We start from the raw sequence: 3,849 nt of genomic DNA, 5'->3' as shown, positions 1-3,849 counted from the left end.
GGGTGCAGCTGGGAGTGGCCGACGCCATCGCCGACGTGGTGGGGTCGGGGCGCACCCTGAGCCTGCACGATCTGGTGGCCTTCGGTGAGCCGCTGTGCGATTCGGAGGCGGTGCTGATTGAGCGCGCCGACCAAGGCGGCCAAGCCGGCCAGCCGGCGCGCGATCAACTGGTCGCGCGGATTCAGGGCGTGGTGTTCGGCCAGCAATATCTGATGCTGGACTACGACTGCCCGCGCTCGGTGTTGGACAAGGCCACCGCGATCACGCCGGGGCTCGAGTCGCCGACCATCGCCCCGCTCGCCGAACCGGATTGGGTGGCGGTCCGCGCGCTGGTGCCCCGTCGCGGCGTCAACGAGATCATGGACGAGCTCGCCGCGATCGGCGCCAAAGCGATTCTGGCATCCGACATCAGGTTCTGCCGGTTCTGACCAAACGGATGCGCTGGGCGCGGCTGTGTTAGCGTCCGCCTAGGGCTGCTTGCCCGTGTTACCCCCATGGGCGGTCCTCCCTTATCGATGCCGGGCTGTTCTTCCCCCAGGAGGGTCTTCGTGACACACGTGCTTATTGTCCTGCTGGCTTTGCTGATCGGTGTGGTCGCCGGACTGCGGTCGCTGACGGCTCCCGCCGTGGTGGCCTGGGCCGGCTTCCTTGGTTGGATCGACCTGCACGGCACATGGGCGTCCTGGATGGCCAACATCATCACGGCGATCGTGTTCACCGTTCTCGCCGTCGGCGAACTGGTCAACGACAAGCTGCCCAAGACACCCTCCCGCACGGCGCCACCGATCTTCGCCGCCCGGATCATCACGGGCGGGTTGGCGGGCGCGGTGCTGGGCGCATGGCCGCACTGGACCTTCACCGCGCTCGGGGCCGGTGTCATCGGCGCGGTGCTCGGCACCCTCGGCGGCTACCAGGCACGCAAACGCCTAGCCGCCGCGGCCGGCAGGGACCTGCCCATCGCACTGCTCGAGGACGCGGTCGCGATCTTGGGCGCGTTCGCCATCGTCGCGATGACGGGTCACGTCCTGACGGAGTACCTGCTGACGGCCGTTAAGTGACCGAGCATTTCGACGCGCTCATCGTCGGTGCCGGGCAGGCCGGGCCCCCGCTCGCCGGCCGGCTGACTGCGGCCGGGCAGCGGGTCGCGATCATCGAGCGCAAACTGGTCGGCGGCACCTGCGTCAACACCGGATGCATCCCGACCAAGACCCTGGTGGCCAGCGCGCACGCCGCCCAGCTGGCCCGCCGCGGCGCCGAATACGGTGTCGGGACAGGTCCCGTCAGCGTGGACATGGCCAAAGTCAAGGCGCGCAAAGACGACGTCATGCTCGCCGACCGCAAGGGCGTCGAAAGCTGGTTGGAGGACATGGACGGCTGCAGCCTGATTCGCGGCCATGCCCATTTCCAGGACCCGCACAGCGTCAGCGTCGGTGGCCCCGGTGGCGACCTGCTGCACGCCGACCGGATCTTCCTCAACGTGGGCGGCCGCGCGGTGGTGCCGGACATCCCGGGCCTGTCCGATGTCGACTTCCTCACCAACGTGTCGATCCTCGAACTCGACACGGTGCCAACGCATCTCGTCGTCCTCGGCGGCAGCTATATCGCGCTGGAATTCGCGCAGATGTACCGTCGCTTCGGGGCCCGGGTGACCGTCGTCGAGCGGGGACCGCGGCTGGCGTCCCGCGAAGACGAGGACGTCTCCGCCACCGTCAGGCAGATCTTGGAGGCCGAAGGGGTCGAAATCGTCGTCGGCGCCGACGACGTGCAAATCGCCAAGAACGACAACGGGTTTGAGCTCACCCCCGCGGCAGGTGCGGCCCCCATCGCCGGCAGTCATCTGCTGGTGGCGGTGGGGCGACGCCCCAACACCGACGACCTGGGCCTCGAGGCGGCGGGCGTGCGGACCGATCACCGCGGCTACATCGTGGTCGACGACCAGCTGCGGACCAACGTCGAGCACATCTGGGCGATGGGCGACTGCAACGGCAAGGGCGCGTTCACCCACACCTCGTACAACGATTTCGAGATCGTCGCCGGCAACCTGCTCGACAACGACCCGCGCCGGGTGAGCGACCGCATCACCACCTACGCCCTCTACATCGACCCGCCGCTGGGACGCGCCGGCATGACCGTCGACCAGGTCCGCGCGTCGGGGCGCAAGGCGCTGCTCGGCAAGCGGCCGATGACCCGCGTGGGCAGGGCGGTGGAAAAGGGTGAGACGCAAGGCTTTATGAAGGTGGTGGTGGACGCCGACACCGACGAGATCCTGGGGGCTGCCATCCTCGGGGTCGGCGGTGACGAGGCGATTCACGCCATTTTGGACGTCATGTCAACCAAGGCGCCGTACACCACGCTATCGCGCACGATGCACATTCACCCGACCGTCAGCGAGCTAATCCCGACCATATTGCAGGAGATGTCGCCGCTCGACTAGCTACGCGGCCGGTTCGGTGGGAGTCGAAACCCCCTGCGCGACCGGACGATCCGGCCATCCGGGGTAGGGCGGCGGGGTCCCGCCGAAGCTAGGGCAGAGTTGCTGGTGGGGGCACCAGTCGCACAACCGCGACGGGCTGGGCCGGAAATCGCCCGTCGGAGCGGCCCATTGGATGGCGCGCCAGATCGCCATCAGCGTCTTCTCGAAGCGCAACAGCTCGTCGCGATCCGGCGCGTAGTCCAACATCTGGCCGTCGGCCAGGTAGATGATCCGCAATCGGGTGGGCAGCACACCGCGGGAACGCAGCAGCGCCACCGCGTAGAACTTCATCTGGAACATCGCCTTGAACTCGGCCAGCGCTCGCGCTTCCGGCGGTGCCTTGCCGGTCTTGTAGTCGACCACCCGCAGCTCGCCGGTGGCGGCGACGTCGATGCGGTCGATGAAGCCACGCAGCAGCGTTCCGTCGGCGAGTTCGACCTCCACCCGCTCCTCGCAGCTTTGCGGATCAAACCGGGTCGGGTCTTCCAGGCGGTAATAACCCGACAGCAACGCGCGGGCCTCCGCCAGCAGCTCGGTTCGCTGCGCGGAGTCCAGGTCCGCGGCCAGGTCGCGTTCCGCGGCGATCACCTGCTCCCAGGCGGGCTCCACGAGCGATACCGCGGTGTCCGGCCCCCGCGAAGCCGCCGGCAGACCGTAGAGGCGCTCCAGTGCGGCGTGCACCAGCGACCCGCGCAGCTGCGCAGTCGACGGCGCCTCGGGCAGCCGATCGATCGCCCGGAACCGGTACAGCAACGGGCACTGCTTGAAATCGGCCGCCCGCGACGGTGAGAGCGCAGGCCGTGCGCGTCCCTCCGGCTGGTCGGTCATGTTCGCAGCGTAGAACCGGGCGCCGACAACCCCCAAGCACCGCCGGCGGCGAGTCGGCTGGCACGCTAGACGGCGTGTCCGCAACCGGTCCGTTCGCCGCCGGCGAACGCGTCCAACTCACCGACGCCAAGGGCCGGCACTACACGATGACGCTCACTCCTGGGGCCGAGTTTCACACCCATCGCGGCTCGATCGCCCACGATGCGGTGATCGGGCTGGAATCGGGGAGCGTCGTCAAGACCAGCAACGGCGCCGCGTTCTTGGTGTTGCGTCCGCTGCTGGTCGATTACGTGATGTCGATGCCGCGCGGGCCCCAGGTGATCTACCCCAAGGACGCCGCGCAGATCGTGCACGAGGGCGACATCTTTCCGGGCGCGCGAGTGCTGGAGGCAGGAGCGGGATCCGGGGCGCTGACCTGCTCGCTGCTGCGCGCGGTCGGGGCCGAGGGGCGGGTGGTGTCCTACGAACAGCGCGCCGACCATGCCGAGCACGCTCGCCGCAACGTCGAGGTGTTCTCCGGCCGCCTACCGGACAACTGGCAGCCGATC

4 protein-coding genes and 1 pseudogene are annotated in these 3,849 nt (G+C 68.7%); 4 read left to right on the top strand and 1 reads right to left on the bottom strand.

From position 1 onward, the window contains the following. The 3 genes from hisG to A5764_RS19735 all read left to right on the top strand — a co-directional run. On the top strand, positions 1–428 hold a 428-nt coding region (gene hisG / locus A5764_RS19745), incomplete at its 5' end, for an ATP phosphoribosyltransferase (protein ID WP_369807346.1). Positions 429–548: 120 nt separating this feature from the next. Beyond that, the gene (locus tag A5764_RS19740; RefSeq protein ID WP_067115881.1) at positions 549–1,058 is read left to right on the top strand and encodes a DUF4126 domain-containing protein; all 510 of its coding nucleotides are present in this window, start codon (positions 549–551) and stop codon (positions 1,056–1,058) included. Continuing rightward, on the top strand, positions 1,055–2,434 hold the full coding sequence (locus A5764_RS19735; RefSeq protein WP_067115878.1) for an FAD-containing oxidoreductase: 1,380 nt from the start codon (positions 1,055–1,057) through the stop codon (positions 2,432–2,434). Before A5764_RS19740 ends, A5764_RS19735 begins: the two co-directional genes overlap by 4 nt. Here the strand turns inward: A5764_RS19735 and A5764_RS19730 are convergent, their stop codons facing one another. Continuing rightward, positions 2,435–3,301, bottom strand: a complete 867-nt coding sequence (locus A5764_RS19730; protein ID WP_067115876.1) for a RecB family exonuclease — start codon at positions 3,299–3,301, stop codon at positions 2,435–2,437. Between the two features lie 74 nt (positions 3,302–3,375). On the opposite strand from A5764_RS19730, the pseudogene trmI reads away from it, so the two are divergent. Further along, positions 3,376–3,849, top strand: a pseudogene (gene trmI / locus A5764_RS19725) (tRNA (adenine(58)-N(1))-methyltransferase TrmI); the annotation flags it as partial.

This window comes from Mycobacterium sp. 852002-51057_SCH5723018 (assembly GCF_001667035.1).
GTDB lineage: Bacteria > Actinomycetota > Actinomycetes > Mycobacteriales > Mycobacteriaceae > Mycobacterium.
This window is presented reverse-complemented; position numbering and strand designations above follow the sequence as displayed.